The organism is Actinoplanes sp. NPDC049265 (assembly GCF_043197135.1).
GTDB lineage: Bacteria > Actinomycetota > Actinomycetes > Mycobacteriales > Micromonosporaceae > Actinoplanes.
Genome location: NZ_JBICSP010000001.1, coordinates 312370 through 328284 on the forward strand (window position 1 = coordinate 312370; position 15915 = coordinate 328284).

The 15915-nt window shown below is 70.5% G+C and carries 17 protein-coding genes; 4 read left to right on the forward strand and 13 right to left on the reverse strand.

Annotated features, from left to right (window positions below; translation table 11 throughout):
• Nucleotides 1-12: 12 nt before the first annotated feature.
• Entirely contained in the window at nucleotides 13-489 is a 477-nt protein-coding gene (locus ACGFIO_RS01460; protein ID WP_392820571.1) for a GNAT family N-acetyltransferase, read from the reverse strand.
• Nucleotides 490-534: 45 nt separating this feature from the next.
• Here ACGFIO_RS01460 and ACGFIO_RS01465 point away from each other — a divergent pair, with 45 nt between their 5' ends.
• Entirely contained in the window at nucleotides 535-1077 is a 543-nt protein-coding gene (locus ACGFIO_RS01465; RefSeq protein WP_392820574.1) for a TetR/AcrR family transcriptional regulator, read from the forward strand.
• A gap of 25 nt (nucleotides 1078-1102) precedes the next feature.
• Here the strand turns inward: ACGFIO_RS01465 and ACGFIO_RS01470 are convergent, their stop codons facing one another.
• From ACGFIO_RS01470 to ACGFIO_RS01495, 6 genes are all read right to left on the reverse strand, one after another.
• Entirely contained in the window at nucleotides 1103-2872 is a 1770-nt protein-coding gene (locus tag ACGFIO_RS01470; protein ID WP_392820576.1) for a GAF domain-containing SpoIIE family protein phosphatase, read from the reverse strand.
• An 87-nt stretch (nucleotides 2873-2959) separates the two neighbouring features.
• On the reverse strand, nucleotides 2960-4609 hold the full coding sequence (locus tag ACGFIO_RS01475) for a molybdopterin-dependent oxidoreductase (protein ID WP_392820579.1): 1650 nt from the start codon (nucleotides 4607-4609) through the stop codon (nucleotides 2960-2962).
• Nucleotides 4606-5238, reverse strand: coding sequence for a fasciclin domain-containing protein (locus tag ACGFIO_RS01480; protein WP_392820582.1), 633 nt, complete (start codon nucleotides 5236-5238; stop codon nucleotides 4606-4608). The genes ACGFIO_RS01475 and ACGFIO_RS01480 overlap by 4 nt, the downstream gene beginning before the upstream one ends.
• A gap of 120 nt (nucleotides 5239-5358) precedes the next feature.
• The gene (locus tag ACGFIO_RS01485) at nucleotides 5359-6099 is read right to left on the reverse strand and encodes an anti-sigma factor domain-containing protein (RefSeq protein ID WP_392820584.1); all 741 of its coding nucleotides are present in this window, start codon (nucleotides 6097-6099) and stop codon (nucleotides 5359-5361) included.
• Nucleotides 6100-6157: 58 nt separating this feature from the next.
• The gene (locus ACGFIO_RS01490) at nucleotides 6158-6766 is read right to left on the reverse strand and encodes a sigma-70 family RNA polymerase sigma factor (protein ID WP_392820586.1); all 609 of its coding nucleotides are present in this window, start codon (nucleotides 6764-6766) and stop codon (nucleotides 6158-6160) included.
• A gap of 285 nt (nucleotides 6767-7051) precedes the next feature.
• Nucleotides 7052-7945: a Gfo/Idh/MocA family protein gene (locus ACGFIO_RS01495; protein ID WP_392820589.1), complete on the reverse strand. Its 894-nt coding sequence runs from the start codon at nucleotides 7943-7945 to the stop codon at nucleotides 7052-7054.
• Nucleotides 7946-7988: 43 nt separating this feature from the next.
• Between ACGFIO_RS01495 and ACGFIO_RS01500 the strand changes: the two genes are divergently transcribed.
• The gene (locus ACGFIO_RS01500; protein WP_392820591.1) at nucleotides 7989-8354 is read left to right on the forward strand and encodes a hypothetical protein; all 366 of its coding nucleotides are present in this window, start codon (nucleotides 7989-7991) and stop codon (nucleotides 8352-8354) included.
• Nucleotides 8347-8769 (forward strand): hypothetical protein, encoded by a 423-nt coding sequence (locus tag ACGFIO_RS01505; protein ID WP_392820593.1) that lies wholly within the window; start codon nucleotides 8347-8349, stop codon nucleotides 8767-8769. The genes ACGFIO_RS01500 and ACGFIO_RS01505 overlap by 8 nt, the downstream gene beginning before the upstream one ends.
• A 79-nt stretch (nucleotides 8770-8848) precedes the next feature.
• Here the strand turns inward: ACGFIO_RS01505 and ACGFIO_RS01510 are convergent, their stop codons facing one another.
• From ACGFIO_RS01510 to ACGFIO_RS01530, 5 genes are all read right to left on the reverse strand, one after another.
• Nucleotides 8849-9340 (reverse strand): pyridoxamine 5'-phosphate oxidase family protein, encoded by a 492-nt coding sequence (locus tag ACGFIO_RS01510; RefSeq protein WP_392820596.1) that lies wholly within the window; start codon nucleotides 9338-9340, stop codon nucleotides 8849-8851.
• 54 nt (nucleotides 9341-9394) lie between these two features.
• The gene (locus ACGFIO_RS01515; RefSeq protein ID WP_392820598.1) at nucleotides 9395-10849 is read right to left on the reverse strand and encodes a glutathionylspermidine synthase family protein; all 1455 of its coding nucleotides are present in this window, start codon (nucleotides 10847-10849) and stop codon (nucleotides 9395-9397) included.
• Nucleotide 10850: 1 nt separating this feature from the next.
• Nucleotides 10851-11249: a hypothetical protein gene (locus ACGFIO_RS01520; protein WP_392820601.1), complete on the reverse strand. Its 399-nt coding sequence runs from the start codon at nucleotides 11247-11249 to the stop codon at nucleotides 10851-10853.
• 120 nt (nucleotides 11250-11369) lie between these two features.
• Entirely contained in the window at nucleotides 11370-12119 is a 750-nt protein-coding gene (fabG, locus tag ACGFIO_RS01525) for a 3-oxoacyl-ACP reductase FabG (RefSeq protein ID WP_392820602.1), read from the reverse strand.
• Nucleotides 12120-12139: 20 nt separating this feature from the next.
• Nucleotides 12140-13786, reverse strand: a complete 1647-nt coding sequence (locus ACGFIO_RS01530) for an alpha-amylase family protein (RefSeq protein ID WP_392820605.1) — start codon at nucleotides 13784-13786, stop codon at nucleotides 12140-12142.
• Between the two features lie 76 nt (nucleotides 13787-13862).
• On the opposite strand from ACGFIO_RS01530, the gene ACGFIO_RS01535 reads away from it, so the two are divergent.
• Nucleotides 13863-14510 carry a DedA family protein gene (locus tag ACGFIO_RS01535; protein ID WP_392820607.1) on the forward strand — a complete coding sequence of 216 codons (648 nt, stop codon included), beginning with the start codon at nucleotides 13863-13865 and terminating at the stop codon, nucleotides 14508-14510.
• 199 nt (nucleotides 14511-14709) lie between these two features.
• On the opposite strand, the gene ACGFIO_RS01540 is transcribed toward ACGFIO_RS01535, so the two are convergent.
• Nucleotides 14710-15891: a chitinase gene (locus tag ACGFIO_RS01540; protein ID WP_392820609.1), complete on the reverse strand. Its 1182-nt coding sequence runs from the start codon at nucleotides 15889-15891 to the stop codon at nucleotides 14710-14712.
• Nucleotides 15892-15915 lie beyond the last annotated feature (24 nt).

Below are 15915 nucleotides of genomic sequence, written 5' to 3' on the forward strand. Positions count from 1 at the left end.
GAATGAGGAAGGTTAAGGAAGTTGACGTGACCAGTTCTGACCGATGAGGTCCGCGCCATAGCTGCGCTGCGGAGCCTCGTCATCGAGGGTGAAGCCGGCCGCCTGATAGATCCGCCGGGCCGAGGCGAGCACGTCGTTGGTCCAGAGCGTCATCCGCCGGTAGCCGGCCCGGGTCGCGAACGAGACGCACTCCCCGACCAGCCGCGCGCCCAGCCCGTGGCCGCGGAACGCCGGATCGACGAGCAGCACGCGCAGCCTGGCCGTCTCCTCGTCGCCGCGCACACAGAACACGCAGCCGGCCCGCTGCCCGTCGACCTCGGCGATCCAGGCCGCCTCCCGCTCCGGGTCCCGCTTCTCCGCGTAGTCGGCCACGATCCGGGCCACGAGCTCCTCGAACGTGGCGTCCCAGCCGTACTCACGGGCGTACAGCTCGCCGTGCGCCATCACCACCCAGCCCAGGTCACCGGGCCGGCCCAGCGGTCTGATCATGCAGCCTCCTCCGAACTGAAACGAGTGTTTCAGTAGACTGCCCGGATGGGAAGCGCGCGCCGGACCGAGTTGCTCGAATCCGCCTACCGGTACGCCCTGGCGCACGGGCTCGCCGACCTGTCGCTACGCCCGCTGGCGGCGGCGATCGGCTCCAGCCCGCGGGTGCTGCTCTACCTCTTCGGCTCCAAGGACGGCCTGATCCGCGAGCTGCTGGACCGGGCCCGCTCCGACGAGGTGGCGCTGCTCGGCACGGCGCCGGCCGGTGACCTGGCCGCGACCACCCGGCTGATCTGGGGCTGGCTGTCCGACCCGGCGCACCGCGCGCTGCTGACGCTGTGGACCGAGGCGTACGCGCGGTCACTGATCGAACCGGACGGTCCGTGGTCGGCGTTCGCGCGGGAGACCGTCGGTGACTGGCTCTCGCTACTCGCCGCGACGCAGCCGGCGTCCACCCGCGACACCCCCGAGGCCGTCGCCGAGCGCACCGCGACGCTGGCCCTGCTCCGGGGCGCCCTGCTCGACCTGCTGGCCACCGGCGACCAGAACCGCACCACGACGGCGGTGCTGGGCCGCGCCGGCGACTCATAGGCCGCGACACGGCAAGACCGCGGCGCTACCGCGAGTCCGGCGTACGCAACGCCAGCATCGCCACGTCGTCCTCGTGCGTCTCCCCCGCGACCCGGGTCAGCAGCTCCGGCAACAGATCCGGCAGCGGCGTACCGACCAGCCCGGCCAGCACCTCCCGCAGCTCGGCCTCGCGCTCGTCGAACGGCCGGCCCCGGGTCTCGGTCAGCCCGTCGGTGTAGAACAGCAACGTCGACCCGGGCGGCAACAGCCGGGTGTGGTTGTTGCGCGGCGTCCGGCGCTGCACCCCCAGCAACGTGTCGTGACCGGACAGTTCGGCGACCACACCGTCCGCGCCGAGGAGCAGCGGGGCCGGGTGGCCCGCGTTCGACCAGTGCAGCCGGTGGCCGCCGGTGGCGGTGTCCGGCCGTACGTACCCGAGCACCGCGGTGGCCAGCGCCCGTTCGCCGAGCAGATGGTTCGCGGTGTCCAGCCGGCGCAGCAGGGCCGACGGCGGCTCGTGCCGGTCGACCAGGTAGGCGCGCAGCATGCTGCGGAGCTGTCCCATCCGGGCCGCGGCGGCGATGTCGTGGCCGGTCACGTCCCCGACGACCAGGGTCAGGTGGGTGTGGTCGAGCCGGATCGCGTCGTACCAGTCCCCGCCGACCTGCTCGCCCCGCGCGGCCGGCTGGTAGAGCGCGGCCAGCTCGTACGGCGCCGCCTCGGGCAGGTCGGTCAGCATGGCCCGCTGCAGGACCGCGGCCACGTTCTCGCGGTAGCTCAGGTAGTCGGCGCGGTGCAGGGCCTCGGCGACATAGCCGGCCAGCGCGGCCAGCACCGTCTGCTCCTCGTCGCGCAGAGTGGTCGGCTGTTTCCAGACGAACGTGAGCGCGCCGAGCGAACCGGTCGGCGACGGCAGCGGCAAGCTGGCCGCCGCCTGCCAGCCCATCTCGTTGAACGTGGGCAGGGCGGCCGGCACCGCGGCGGCCACCGCGGCCAGGTCGGGCAGCAGCACCGGCGCTCCGGTCCGCGCGGCCAGGGCCGACGGCGTCCCCGCGCTGACCGGGTAGCGCCGCCACCGGGCCGCGACGGTGGTGGGCAACGAGTCGCCGGACTGCAGCAGGACCCGGCCGTCGCCGTCGACCAGGGACAGCCCCACGTACGCCGGGTCGAGCGTGCCGGTGACCAGATCACGGACAGCGGCGACGACGTCCTCGGCCGTGGCGGTGTTGGCCAGCGTGGCGCTGGCGTTCAGCAGCAGCTGACTGCGCTCGTAGGCCGCGCCGGCGAGGTATTCCTGGCGGCGGGCCTGACCGGTGGCCACCCGCAACCGCAGGCTGTCCGAACAGGCCGCGGCCAGGTCGGCCAGCAGGCCCAGCTCGCGGGGCGTCCACTCGCGCGGTGCGGTGTCGATCGCACACAGCGAGCCCAGCACCAGGCCGTCGGCGTCGGTCAGCGGCATCCCGGCGTACCCGATCACGTCGAGGTCGGTGATCGCCAGGTTGCCGGTCACCCGTGGGTCGGTGCGGGCGTCGGTGATGACCAGCGGCTCGGCGCTGACCACCACATGCTGGCAGAACGAGTGCGACAACGGCGTGTACCGCTGCGCCTGCCACGGTTCGCCCAGCCCCTGGGCACCCGGGAAGATCTGCCGGTCGGCCTCCACCAGGGTGACCAGCGCGACCGGTACACCCACAACATTTCTCACCATTTCGGCGAAACGATCGAAAACCGGATCCGCGGCCGCCGACAGCCCGGTCCGGCGCAACGCGGCCAGCCGGTCCGTCGCGGCCAGGCCGACCGGCACCTCCCCGCTCACACGGCCACTCCCACCCGCTACCCGCTTCCACACCGACGCGATAGTTGCCCTGTGGCATGTTCACACGTCGGCGGGGACGGTGACCACTCAGCCCGTGACCGTGATGGTGTGCCAGCCGGTGGCGCCGGATGGGAACGGGGTGGCGCGGGCCTCGGTCTGCACGGCACCGGTCCGGTCGGTCGCCCGGACCGTCAGGGTGTGCGGGCCCGCCTCCGGGGTCCAGGCCAGGCGCCACTGGACCCAGGTGTCGGTGGACGGCACGGGCAGCAGGTCGGCGTGTTGCCACGGGCCGTCGTCGACGCGTACCTCCACCGCCTTGATCCCCCGGCCCTGCGCCCAGGCGACGCCGGCGATCGTGACCGGCTTCCCGTTCAGCTGCGCGAAGGGCTGCGGGCGGTCGATCCGGGACGCGGTCTTCACCGGGCCCCGGGCGGCCCAGCCGCGGCGTACCCAATAGGCGTCGAAGTCCGCGAAGGTGGTCAGCTCGAGGTCGGTCAGCCACTTGCAGGCGCCGGCGTAGCCGTACAGGCCGGGGGTCAGCATGCGCACCGGGAAGCCGTGCTCGAGCGGCAACGGCTCACCGTTCATGCCGACGCAGAGCATCGCGTCCCGGCCGTCCAGGACGGTGGCCACCGGTGTGCCGATCGTCATACCCTCATCGGACCGGGCCACCAGCTGGTCGGCGCCCGGGTCGACGCCGGCCTCGCGCAGCAGCGGCGCCAGCGGTACGCCGAGCCAGCGCGCCGTGCCGATGTAGGGTCCGCCGACCTCGTTGGAGACGCAGTTGAGGGTGACGTCCCGTTCGATCAACGGCCGTTCCAGCAGGTCGGCGAAGCTGAGCTCGAGCTCCCGCCCGACCATCCCGTGCACCCGCAGCCGCCACGTGCCGACGTCGATCCGCGGCACGGTCAGCGCGGTGTCGACCCGATAGAAGCCGCCGTTGGGGGTCACGAAGCCCGGGCCGACGCCGGTCGGCAGCGCCTTCGCCGGGTCGGCGGGCGCCGGGAACCGGATCGCGGCCCGCGACTCGGTGATCGCCCCGCCCCGCGCCCGCCCGACCACCGCCGCACCGCCACCGGCCACCGCCGCACCGCCCGCGATCACGCCCGCCGCCCGCAGAAACGCCCGCCGATCGACAAGCACCCGCGAAGGCCCCCGCGCCTGCCGCACAGCACTGCCGGCGATCCGCTGACCCGGGCCTCGCCACGCCGCCCCTGTGGGTGGGGAGGAACGTAGCGCACCGGTCCGACGGTTCCGCAACGTTGTCCACAGGCGCCCGGACGAAGACAGCGTCCACAGGCGACCCGACGGGGACAGCACCCAGGTCAGCACCACCCCGGCCACCGCCGCGGCGACCAGTGACGGCACCACGTCGAAGGCCGAGGCCGCCGGCCGGGACGCCGCCGCGACCGACCCGGCCACGCCGAGCAGGACCGCGCCGGCCACCCCGATCCAACGCCGCCGGGCCGCCAGCACGCCGAGCACGCCCGCGAACACCGCCACCACGAGGCCGATCGACCCGAGCAGCACCGGCTTGTCCCAGGTGCCCAGCGACCGGACCGCGAACTCCTTCACCGGCGTCGGCGTGGCGTCGATGACCGCGCCGCCGACCGCGACCAGCGGGCCCGCCGCCGGCCGCACGGCCGCCGCGATCAGCTCGCCCACGGCCACCCCACCGGCGGCGGCGAGCACACCGAGGCCGGCCGCCCGGAGGCGGCCGGTCAGGTTGGTGGTCACTTCTTCGGCATCAGGACGGTGTCGATGATGTAGACGGTGGCGTTCGCCGTCTGCACGTTGCCGCAGACCACCGAAGCCATGCCGTCCACCTTGAACATGTCGCCGCTGCCCTCGACGGTCAGCGACCCGCCCTCCAGCGTCTTGTGCGTGCCGGCCAGCTGCTCCGGGGCGAGCTTCCCGGGCACCACGTGGTAGGTGAGGATGCTGGTCAGCGTCTTCTTGTCGGCCATGACCTTCTTCAGGTCGGCGGCCGGGATCTTCTCGAACGCGCTGTTGGCCGGGGCGAAGACGGTCAGCTCGGGCGCGGTGTTGAGCGAGTCGACCAGGCCGGCCTGCTTGACCGCCGAGACCAGGGTGGACAGCACCGGGTTGCCGGAGGCGGCCGTAGCCACCGGGACCTTGGCCATCGAGGCGAAGCTGCCCGGGTTGGAGTCTTCGGTCGGCACGGCCGAACAGCCGGCGCCGAAGGTGTCGGTCATCATCGCCGGCGCGGAGCTGCTCATCATCGGCGCGGGTGACGAGGCGTCGCCGGTGCCCGAGCCGCCGGCCTGGGTGCCGCTGCTGTCGTTGCCGCACGCGGCCACCGAGATGGCGAAAACAGCCACCGCGGCGATCTTCAGAAGTCGCATCGTACTACCCCTCTTTGTCTGATGTGTCAGAAGGGATTCGGTGCGAGCGAGTTGCCGGATGGGTACCGAAAAAAGAAAATCCGGGCCCGGGTCGATGCCCGGGCCCGGATGTGCGCGGAATCAGACCAGCGGCACCTGCGACACCAGCGGCATGGTCGGCGTGACCGAACCGCCGGCCGGCTCGGCCGTCACCCCGACCAGGTCGGCACCCGGCAGCCCGTCGACGATCTGAACCGTGCTGGTCTGGCCGACCCGCAACGCGCCGGCCGAGGTCGGCCGCTGACCGCGGATCGTCCACAGTTGATAGACCCGGCCATCGGACGGCGCGGCGTTCGCGCCCAGCATGATCACCCCGGCTTTCAGGGCCGGCGACTGGGCCACTGTCACCTTGCCGCCGCCGGCCACCGGGGCGGTCCGCACGACCAGGTCCGGGGCGGCGAGGATGTCCCGGGTCCGGTCGGACTCACGCTGGGCCCGCGCGGCGATCGAGCCGGCATCCCGTACCCGCTGATCCTGAATTTGATAGACGGTCGCGCTCGCCCCACCGGCCAGCACCACCGCGGCGGCCGCGGCGACCAGCCATCGACGGCGACCGGGCCGCACCGGCCGCACCCTGACCGCGGGCGTCGGCGGCAACTGCCGGGTCCGCGCGACCGCGGCCATGACGTTCTCCCGCAGCCGCGGCGGCGGAACCGACCACGTGCTGTCGGCCAGCCGGGCGGCGGTCTCGCGGAGCTCGTCGAGCTCGGTGCGGCAGCTGTCGCAGTCGCGCACGTGCCGCTCGAAGTCCGCCCGCTCGACGTCATCGACCGCGTCCAGCGCATAGGCGCCGACCAGCGCGTGAATGTCCGTGGTGGTCATGCTGAGCCTCCCAACCGAAGAAGGAGAAACACGACACCATGACGCTCGCTTCGCTCGATCATGCTGTCAACTCCACTCCCAGGCAGTCGCGCAGCCTGATGAGCCCGTCGCGCATCCTCGTCTTGATCGTCGGCAGCGAGGTGGAGAGAAGTTCGGCCACCTCGCGGTAGGTGTGACCCTGGTAGTAGGCCAGCGTCACGGCCTGCCGTTGCAACCCGGTCAGGTCGTCGAGGCAGCGCCGCACCTGCTGGCGTTCCAGCCGCCCGGTCACCTCGTCGACCACCTCGTCGTGCGGGATCTCGACCGAGGCCACGCCGACCTTCATCACCCGGTCGGCCGCCGACTGCTCGGACCGCACCCGGTCGACCGCCCGCCGGTGCGCGATCGTGAAGATCCACGAGGTGGCCGAGCCGCGGTTGCCGTCGAACCGCGCCGCCGTCCGCCACACCTCGACCAGCACCTCCTGCGCGACCTCCTCGGTCTGCGCCGGGTCCCGCAGCACTCGCCGGATCAGCCCGTAGACCCGTGGCGCGACGATCTCGTAGAGCCGCCCGAACGCCTTCTCGTCGCCCTTGGCGACCTCGCGCAGCAGGTCAGCGGGGTCGGTCGGGGCGGACGGCGGCGGCTCCGGCACGGCGGAGAGATGATCTCGTGCATGCTCCGGCATGGCTGGCCCCTTCGCCGCGTAGATGGTCACGCAGGTGCTTCGGCGCCGACGCGTGGGTGGATTGGCCTCTTGATGGGTACGCGCGACGTCCCGAAACCGTGGCACGCACGCGGGCTGAGCGGTGGGTCACCCCCTCTGCCCCGCCGCCGGGTCGCCCCGGCCCCTCGGCCCGTGGTAGCCCAAGCCGTACCGCTCAGGCCGTTGGAGCCGGACCACCAGCCAGTGGTAGCCCAGGCCGGTATCCGCAACCGCGATACCGCTCAGGCCTACCACCCCGGACCTGCCCTACCGCTCGGGCCGTTGGACCCGGACCAGCTGGCCGGACGCCGCCGATGTGGCCGCCGCCTCCAGGACCGCGGTGATCGAGGCGCCGAAGGTGACGTCCATGGCCCGGTCGCCGGCGAGCAAGGCGTCGACGGCGTTCCCGTAGGCCAGGTTGGGCTCCCAGGCCGGGTCCGGGACCGGCCGGACGCCCGCCTCGCCGAACAGGACCGCCTCCTCGCGCGCGGCGGCCGGCGGCACGTCCACCGAGAGTGTGATCTTGCTGACGGCCCCGCTGCTGTGCCGGAGAGTGAGGTGGGTCATGTCCCGGGCCGCGACCATGGCCGACACCTCGACGACCGGGCCCAACACGGGCACGACCAGCGCCAGCGCGTGCGGCCCGACGTCCCAGAGACCGCCCTTCTCTCGCCGCCACGGCGACGCGCCGAACGGGTTCCCCTCGTCGAAGATCGTGCCCACGTGGTCGACCCGAGCCTCGATCCAGCCGCCCTCGGCCGCCACCGACGTGAGGAAACCGGCCAGCTCGGGCAAGAACCGGCGGGTGAAGTAGACCACCGACCTGAGCTCGTTGTCGCGCACCGTGCGGGCGATCTCGTCGGCCCGCGCGGCCGTCATGGCGACCGGTTTGTCGAGGAAGAGGTGCTTGCCGGCCTGAGCCGCCCGCAGCGCCAGGTCGCCCTGGACCTCCGGCGGGAGCGCGATGGCGACCGCCTCCACGTCGGCGAGCAGGGCGTCGACGTCGGGGTAGGTCGCAACGGCGTACTCGCCGGCCAGCGCGGCCGCCTTGGCCGGGTCGCGTCCCCACACGCCGGCGAAGTCGACCCGGTCGTGGGCGGCCAGCCCAGGAGCGTGGGCCAGGTGGGCCCAGGGACCGGTGCCGAGCAGACCGAAGCGCATGGCCGGAAGCTAGCACGGCGGGCAGGAAAGTACGCTGTGGCGCGTGAACGGTCCTCTGTCGGTGGCGACGATCGTGGTGTCGCTGGTGCTCGCGGTGTGGTTCCTGATCCGCTGCGCCCTCAACCGGGCCCCGAGCCGGCTCGACCTCTACGCCGGGCTGGCGCTGGGCGCCCTGGTCGCCGTGCTGTGCCTGGTCGCTGTGATCGGACTGTTCGGCGACACCCGGCCGAGCGAGGTCGCGACCTTCGTGGGCTATCTCTTCACCGCGCTGGCGTTCATGCCGACGGCGTTCGTGCTGGCCCGCATGGAGCCGACCCGGTGGGGCACCCTGATCCTCGGCGTGGCCGCGCTGGTCATGCCCGTGCTGGTGCTGCGGCTGCAGCAGATTGCGTCGGTGACCGGTGGCTGAGCCGAAGACCCGGCCGCGGGACGCGGCCCTCAACACCGGCCTGGGCCGGGTGCTGCTGCTGGTGTACGGCATCTTCGCGCTGTCGGCCAGCGCCCGCGCGCTGGTGCAGATCACCACGCATTTCGCCGAGGCGCCGCTGGCCTACCTGCTGTCCGCGCTGGCCGGCCTGGTCTACATCGCGGCCACGGTCGGTCTGGCCGTCGGCGGGCCGCGGGGCCGGGCGATCGCGTTGACCTCCTGCTCCATCGAGCTCCTGGGCGTGCTGGTGGTGGGCACGCTGACGATCGTCGACGCGGTCGCCTTCCCGGACGCCACGGTGTGGTCGAGGTTCGGTCAGGGCTACGGCTACGTCCCCCTGATCCTGCCGTTCATAGGCCTCTGGTGGGTCTACCGCCACCGCCCGCCCCGCCCCTGATCACCAACCCCAGTGGTAGCCCCGCGCGGCACCGCCCGGGCCTACCACTGGGAGACCGAGTGGTAAGGCGAGGGCGTTGCTAGACGATTACCTCGCGGCGGGTGTCTGTGCCGGTGCCGTAGGTCGGGTCGCCGCCCGGGATGTGCACCTCGTGCTTGGTCGCCCGGGCCACATAGAGCCGCAGGTCGGCGTCGCCCCGCAGCTCGGACGGGTCGAACGCCCGCGCGCCGCCGGGCGGGACGGTCGACCATGCCGCGGCGGCCCGCGCCACCAACTCGTCATCGGGCACCTCGTGGGCCCGGGCGGTGAGATACACCGCCCGCCCCTGGCCGACCGCGACGGTCGAGTCGTAGATGACGATCGCCACGTCGGGACGGGCGCGCACGTTCTCGGAGTGGTGCGCGGACGGACCCGACACCCAGTAGAAGTCGCGGTAGCCGTCGTGGGTGAAGTAGACCGGCGAGACCCGCGGCCGCCCGTCCGGCTCCGTCGTGCCGAGCGTCAGGTAGCGGTTGGTGTCGATGACGCCTCGCGCCATGCCGGCCAGGTCCACGCGCGTCTCCTTGGCCATAGTTCCACATTCGACAGCGGTTTCATCGCCCCGGAAGCGAATTCGAGACCAGGGCTACGTGATGATGTGCGGCACGAAATTGCACTGGTCCTTGGTGATCAGGCCTTCCTCGCCGAGGCCCTCGCGGATGCCCATGCCGGCCGGCTCGCCGTCGATCAGCCACGAGCCGATGACCGGGTGCACGGTGCCCTCGAGGCCGTCGAAGGACGGCAGCTCGCACAGCTCCTGGACGACGTAACGTCCGTCCGCGCCGTACTCGCTGGGGTTCTCGGTCGTGGTGCCGTCCTCGCGGACCAGCGTGACCGAACCGCCCTCGCGCCCCCAGATGGGCTTCTTGGCGTAGCTCTTCAGCTTGGCCGCCGACGAGGACTCGGCGAAATATGAGGGCAGCAGGTACTTACCGCGTTCGGGGTCGTCGCCGAACAGCTTCCACAGCACCGGCAGCAGCGCCTTGTTGCCGAGCAGGGCGGCTTTGTACGGTGGCTCGATCCACACCGTGCCCTTCTTGGTCGGGTCGGCCATGTTGCGGAAGAAGCCCTTGCCGCCCTCCTCGTTCCAGAACCACTCCCACGGATAGAGCATGAAGATGATGTTGATCGGCTCGGCCTTGCTCTCCTGACCCGGTCCGGGGACGAAGAGCACCCGGTCGCCGGCCACGTCCCAGCCGATCTGGCTCATCGCGATCAGCTCGACCGGGTAACCGGCCTCCTCGGCCGTGGCCATCAGGTAGGCCACGTTCATCCGGTCCTCGCCGGTGGTTTCCGACGTCTCGTACGCGAAGAAGATCTTGGGCTTCTCGGGGAGCCAGGTGCGGGCCTCACGCAGCTTGTTGATGTTGCGCCGCCACGCGCCCGGGTTGGCCGGTTCGCCGTCGGCCGCCTCCCAGCCGACCAACCGGTCGTGGATCGAGTTCCACTGCCGCCACGGGTGCTCGGTCAGGTTGGTCTGGTCGGCCCAGTGCCACTGGATGACCGCGGCCTCGACCAGCGAGGTCGGTGTCTGGGCGTTGAACTCGAGCAGCTTGGGCACGCTGCCGGCGCCGTTGTACCAGAGGTCGAACCGGCCGTACACGCTCGGCGAGAAGTCCGGCGTCTCCATCGGAAAACGCATGTCAGGGTCTTTGTCGTAGTGCGTCCACGTTTCCGCGTCGCCGTCGAACCAGGTCCGGATGATCTGCTCGTGGGCGAACTCGGGGATGCCGATCCGGGCCATGAAGCAGCTCTCGGGCGTACACACCGAGTTGAAGTAGCCCTGCTTGCGGCCCTCGACCGTGCGCCGGGGGCACTGTTGCACGATCCAGTCGCCCGCTTCCAGGCACATCGCGTGCAGCGTGGTGGTCGCGGTCTCGAGCTCTTCGATCTCGGCCGACGAGAAGTCGTAGTACGGACCTTCCTGCCAGTACGACATCATCGTGCCGTCGGGCAGCTCGGTGTCGTTGTAGGTGAGGCCGAGGCTGAAGTTGGTCAGGCGCCAGCCGTCGCGGACCGGACCGTAGGGGACCCGCTTCACCTCAGCTGCCGGACTTGGAGCCGGAGCCGGACGAGCCGCTGCCGCCCTTGCCCACCGAGCCGGTCTTGATCGTGCCGTTGCCGATCCGGCCGCTCGACGGCAGGCCGAACGACGAGCGGGCCGCCTTGTCGTTGTACGCGAACTTGCTGCCGCCGGAGGGCAGCCGGGAACCGATCGGGTAGCCCGACCGGTAGCCCGACGAGTGCCAGATGAAGAAGCCCCCGCCGCCGCCACCGTTGTTGTCATCGTCGTCGCAGTAGTCCTCGTCGACGATCACGCCGTTGGCGTCGGCGCAGTAGAACCCTTGGTTCTGGTTGTCGTTGTCGCTGTCGCAGGCGGCCGCCCCGCCCGCCGCGAGCAGGAGGAAGGTGCTGGTCAGCGACACGCTGCGGGAGGTCATCCGTCGATTCACAGTCCGCTTCTCCACAGGTCTATTTAACCGCCCGGGAGCAACCGGACGTTCAGACCCGTTCCAGATTCGCCCCGGATCCATCGCCCCGCATGTGAATCTGAAACAGGTCTACGCTCGCGGACCACCGGCGACGTAGATCACCTGACCGGACACGAAACCGGCGCCCTCGCTGACCAGGAAGGATACGGTGTTCGCGACATCTTCGGGTGCGCCCGCCCGGCCGACCGGAATCTGACTGACGGCGTTCTTCACAAAGTCGTCCCAATCGACGCCCACCCGCTTGGCCGTGGCCTGCGTCATGTCGGTAGCGATGAAGCCGGGGGCGACCGCGTTGGCGGTGATGCCGAACCGGCCGAGCTCGATGGCCAGGGTCTTGGTGAAGCCCTGCAGCCCGGCCTTGGCCGTGGCGTAGTTGGCCTGGCCGCGGTTGCCCAGCGCGGAGGTGCTGGAGAGGCTGACGATGCGGCCGTACCCGGCGTCGACCATGTGTTTCTGCACGGCCCGGCTGAACAGGAAGGCGCCACGCAGGTGGACGCTCATCACCGTTTCCCAGTCGTCGTCGCTCATCTTGAACAGCAGATTGTCGCGCAGCACCCCGGCGTTGTTGACCAGCACGGTGGGCGCGCCGAGCTCGGCCGCCACCCGCTCGACCGCGGCGGCCACCTGGGCGGCGTCGGAAACGTCGGCGCCGACCGCGATCACCGTGCCGCCGGCCTGCTTGATCGCGTCGGCGGTCTCACCCGCCGTGCTCTCGTCGAGGTCGACCACGGCCACGGCCATGCCGTCGGCGGCCAGCTTTTTCGCCGTGGCGGCCCCGATGCCGCGCCCACCACCGGTGACGATCGCTACCCGCGACATCTGTTACCTCCAGGAGAAAGTCACAACGAACGACGCAGCCGGATCCAGCGGTAGCCGTACCCGGCGATGTCCAACTTATCGAGCCCGGCGGGATCGGCGTACTCCTGATCGGCAAGCACGTCGTTGGGGAACTCGGCCTCGCCGGCCAGCGAGCTCAGGTCGACGACGCCCGGATTGTTGCACAGGTTGTGCATGAAGACCATCGTGCCGCTGACGTCGTCGCAGCGGTGCACCAGCACCCCGGTCGGCATCGGCACGTCGACGTGCGTGCACGAGCCGCTGCCGACCTCGGGGCACTCACGCAGGGTGCGGATCATCCGCTCGAACCACGACAGCAGCGACTTCGGGTCGTGCCGCTGGGTGGTGACGTTGACCTTCTCGTACCCGTACTCCTCGTCCGCGATCACCGGGCGCACGAGCTGGTCCTTCGGGGCGGTCGAGAAACCGCCGTTGGGGAGCAGGCTCCACTGCATGGGGGTACGGATGGCATCGCGCCCGTTCAGCGACAGGTCGTCGCCCATCCCGATCTCGTCGCCGTACCGCAGCACCGGGGTGCCACGCAGGCTGAACTGCAGCGAGTAGGCCAGCTCGAGATGCCGGCGGTCGCCGCCCAGCATCGGGGCCAGCCGCCGCCGGATGCCGCGCCCGTACAGCTGCATGTTCTCGTCCGGCCCGAACTTGCCCAGCACGTCGGCCTTCTGCTCGGCGGTCAGCCGGGACAGGTCGACCTCGTCGTGGTTGCGCAGGAAGGTGGCCCATTGACCGCCGTCCGGCAGCTTCGGCGTGTCCCGCAGCGCGTCGATGACGCTCTCCGGGTTCTCCCGGGCCAGCGCCAGCATCAGCCGCGTGTTGAGCATGAAGTCGAACAGCATGTGGATCCGGCTGGACGAGCCGCCGGCGTCGCTGAAGAACTTGGTCAGCTGGTCGGGTTCGACGTTGGCCTCGGCCAGCAGCACGGAGTCACCCTTGCGCCACTGCACGTGCTGCCGCAGGTCGCTGAGGAAGTCGAGGTCCTTGCGCGGGTTCGGGTTGCCGGGCTCGGTCTGCTCGATGATGAACGGGACGGCGTCCATCCGGAAACCGGCCACCCCGAGCTGCAGCCAGAAGGCACAGATCTTCTTGATCTCCGCACGCACATCGGGGTTGTCGATGTTGAGATCGGGCTGGAACTTGTAGAAGCGGTGGTAATACCAGAGGCCCGCTTTGCGGTCCTTGGACCAGGTGGTGGCCTGCTCGCCCGGGAAGACCATGCCCTGGTGCCGGTCCGGGGGCGCGGTCTCGGACCAGACGTACCAGTCCCGGTAGGGCGAGTCCGGCGACGACCGGGCCGACTGGAACCACGGGTGCTGGTCCGAGGTGTGGTTGACGACCAGGTCGATGATCACCTTGATGCCGCGGTTGCCGGCCTGGTGCAGCAGCTCGGCGAAGTCGCCCAGGTTGCCGAAGCGCGGGTCGACGTTGTAGAAGTCGGACACGTCGTAGCCGTCGTCGCGGTTGGGCGACGGGTGGATCGGGTTGAGCCAGATGCACGTGACGCCGAGCCGGGCCAGATAGTCGAGCCGGCCGATCAGGCCACGGAAGTCACCGCAGCCGTCGCCGTCGGAGTCGGCGAACGTATCCACATCGAGGCAATAGATGACGGCCTTGTCGTACCACCGGTCGCTCATGGCCCCTTTAGTCACCGGAGCACCGGCGGTCGAAACTCCAGGTAGTTCTAAGGATTTCTGGGTACGTTGCGTCCCTATGGCGGAAACGGATCTCTCTTCGGTGGGCGGGCTGACCGGGTGGGTGGCCTCGGTCATCGAGTCGCTCGGCGAGGCCGGCGTGGGTCTGCTGGTCGCGCTGGAGAACATCATCCCGCCGATCCCGAGCGAGATCGTGCTGTCCATGGCCGGCTATCTGGCCAGCGAGGGCAGCATCAACGTGGTGCTGGTGTGGGTCGCGGCCACAGCCGGGTCGGTGGTCGGCGCGCTGGCGCTCTACTGGCTCGGGTACGCGCTGGGCGAGGACCGCCTGAAACGCTGGCTGGACCACGTGCCCCTGGTCGACCTGGACGACCTGAACCAGGCCGACCGCTGGTTCGAACGCCACGCCAAGAGTTCCGTCCTCTTCGGACGGTGTGCGCCGGTGGTTCGCAGCCTGGTCTCCATCCCGGCCGGCGCCAACCGGATGCCGCTCGGGATCTTCACGCTGCTGACCACGATCGGCAGCGGGGTGTGGAATCTGCTCTTCATCGGCGGCGGCTTCCTGCTCGGGTCGCGCTGGCAGCGGATCGAGCAGTACAGCCACTGGTTCGACTACGCCATCTACGCGCTGATGATCGGCGTGGTCGGCTGGTGGGTGATCAAGAAGGTACGCAAACGGCGAGCGGCCGCCGGCCACGTGGGCTGACGGCCGCTCGGCGCGTCCTGCGGAACGAAACAGTTTCGTTCAGGCTCAACGGGCGGGTGGCCCCTGCGGAACGAAACAGTTTCGTTCAGGCTCGACCGACGGACGGTCCCTGCGGAACGAAACAGTTTCGTTCAGGCTCGACCGACGAACGGCCCCTGCGGAACGAAACAGTTTCGTTCAGGACAGGCGTGGGCAGGGCTCAGAAACCGGCGCTGATCGAGGTGAACTGCCAGACGCTCTGGTCGATGCCGGAGCAGTCGGAGACCACGCCGCCGCCCGGGCACGGCCGGTCACGGTTGACCGCCCAGAAGGTGAAGCGGGCCAGACCCTTGCTCTTGGCGTAGTCCCGGATCCGCGTCCAGGTGGCCGGGTCGGTCTTCTCCTGCTGGTCGGACAGGCCGTTCATGCCGGAGATGCCCATGTGCGCGTACGCCGTCGCGTCGCTCCAGCCGAAGGTCGACTTGAGCTTGTTCTTCAGGCCCTCGGTGGCACCCACGGTGGCGCCGTACATGTCGCCGCCACCACCGAAGTCGAACGGCATCTGGGTGAAGATGTCGATGTTCGCGCCCTTGGCCTTGGCCTGGTCGATCAGCCGCGAGCCGTAGTAGTTCGGGCCGGTCGGCGAGGTGCCGAAGGTCAGGATCGTCTTCACGCTGGGGTTCCGCTGCTTGACGATCTTCAGCGCGTCGACGATGCGGTCGGCGACGACGGTGTTCTCGAACTCGTCGGTGTTCTCGATGTCGATGTCGATCGCCTGCAGGCCAAAGGCGTCGATCACCTTCTGGTACGCGCCGGCCAGCGCGTCCGGGGTCGAGCAGTTCGGGCCGAGCTTGTTGCCCTGCCAGCCGCCGATCGACGGGACGATCGACGCGCCCGCCGCCTTGGCCGCGTTGATCCAGCTGGCGTGCACGCCGCCGGTCAGGCCACCTTCACCGTCCCAGACCGGGTTGCAGCCGTTGGCCAGCACGAAGGCGATGGTGTAGGAGCGGATGCCGGTCCCGGTGAGGGTCGACGGCGCCGGCGGGTTGCCCCAGCCGGGGTAGACGTAGGGCGCCGACGCCATCTTGGTGCCGCCGGGCGGCGGGTTGTCCGGCGGGGTGGTCGGGTCGTCCGGCGGGGTCGTGCCGCCACAGGCGCCCTGGTCGGCCCAGACGTCCCACTGTCCACTGTGGGTGGCCGGGCTCTCGTTCTGGGTCCACCACTTGGCGCGGTAGTTGTGGCCGCTCTGCGACGCGGTGTTGTTGGCCACGTAGACCTGGGAGGCGCTCCAGGCCCCGGCGCAGGCCTCGGCCGCGTTGGAGGCCGCCATCGGGAGCACGGCCAGGCCGATGCCGGTGACTGCCACGGCCGCGACCGTGAGCAGTTTGCTGCGGAGTTTCATGGGGATTCGACCCTTCGTACGTGG

Coding starts and splice junctions, on each gene's coding strand:
- ACGFIO_RS01530 (WP_392820605.1), bottom strand. CDS start 13,786: ATGAGCGACCGGTGGTACGACAAGGCCGTCATCTATTGCCTCGATGTG.
- ACGFIO_RS01510 (WP_392820596.1), bottom strand. CDS start 9,340: ATGGCCAAGGAGACGCGCGTGGACCTGGCCGGCATGGCGCGAGGCGTC.
- ACGFIO_RS01540 (WP_392820609.1), bottom strand. CDS start 15,891: ATGAAACTCCGCAGCAAACTGCTCACGGTCGCGGCCGTGGCAGTCACC.
- fabG (WP_392820602.1), bottom strand. CDS start 12,119: ATGTCGCGGGTAGCGATCGTCACCGGTGGTGGGCGCGGCATCGGGGCC.
- ACGFIO_RS01460 (WP_392820571.1), bottom strand. CDS start 489: ATGATCAGACCGCTGGGCCGGCCCGGTGACCTGGGCTGGGTGGTGATG.
- ACGFIO_RS01485 (WP_392820584.1), bottom strand. CDS start 6,099: ATGACCACCACGGACATTCACGCGCTGGTCGGCGCCTATGCGCTGGAC.
- ACGFIO_RS01490 (WP_392820586.1), bottom strand. CDS start 6,766: ATGCCGGAGCATGCACGAGATCATCTCTCCGCCGTGCCGGAGCCGCCG.
- ACGFIO_RS01535 (WP_392820607.1), top strand. CDS start 13,863: ATGGCGGAAACGGATCTCTCTTCGGTGGGCGGGCTGACCGGGTGGGTG.
- ACGFIO_RS01465 (WP_392820574.1), top strand. CDS start 535: ATGGGAAGCGCGCGCCGGACCGAGTTGCTCGAATCCGCCTACCGGTAC.
- ACGFIO_RS01480 (WP_392820582.1), bottom strand. CDS start 5,238: ATGCGACTTCTGAAGATCGCCGCGGTGGCTGTTTTCGCCATCTCGGTG.
- ACGFIO_RS01495 (WP_392820589.1), bottom strand. CDS start 7,945: ATGCGCTTCGGTCTGCTCGGCACCGGTCCCTGGGCCCACCTGGCCCAC.
- ACGFIO_RS01520 (WP_392820601.1), bottom strand. CDS start 11,249: ATGACCTCCCGCAGCGTGTCGCTGACCAGCACCTTCCTCCTGCTCGCG.